This window comes from Arthrobacter sp. MDT1-49-2, from assembly GCF_059090185.1.
On the sequence record NZ_JBNHFK010000022.1, the window covers coordinates 1 to 417 of the forward strand.

A 417-nucleotide genomic window follows, 5' to 3' on the forward strand; every position below is an offset into this window, starting at 1 on the left:
CGCCCATTGTGCAATATTCCCCACTGCTGCCTCCCGTAGGAGTCTGGGCCGTGTCTCAGTCCCAGTGTGGCCGGTCACCCTCTCAGGCCGGCTACCCGTCGTCGCCTTGGTGGGCCATTACCCCAACCAACAAGCTGATAGGCCGCGAGTCCATCCAAAACCGCATAAAGCTTTCCACCCCCATGGCATGCGCCAGGAGGTCGTATCCGGTATTAGACCCGGTTTCCCAGGCTTATCCCGAAGTCAAGGGCAGGTTACTCACGTGTTACTCACCCGTTCGCCACTAATCATTCTGTGCAAGCACAGAAGTCATCGTTCGACTTGCATGTGTTAAGCACGCCGCCAGCGTTCATCCTGAGCCAGGATCAAACTCTCCGTAAATGTTTTACAGACACAATGCCGGGGCCAAGGAAAATT

At 55.9% G+C, this 417-nt stretch carries 1 rRNA gene; it reads right to left on the minus strand.

Going from position 1 to position 417, the window contains the following annotated elements:
• Positions 1-381: ribosomal RNA gene (locus AC5RTS_RS16270) — 16S ribosomal RNA — on the minus strand; the annotation flags it as partial.
• Positions 382-417: the final 36 nt, after the last annotated feature.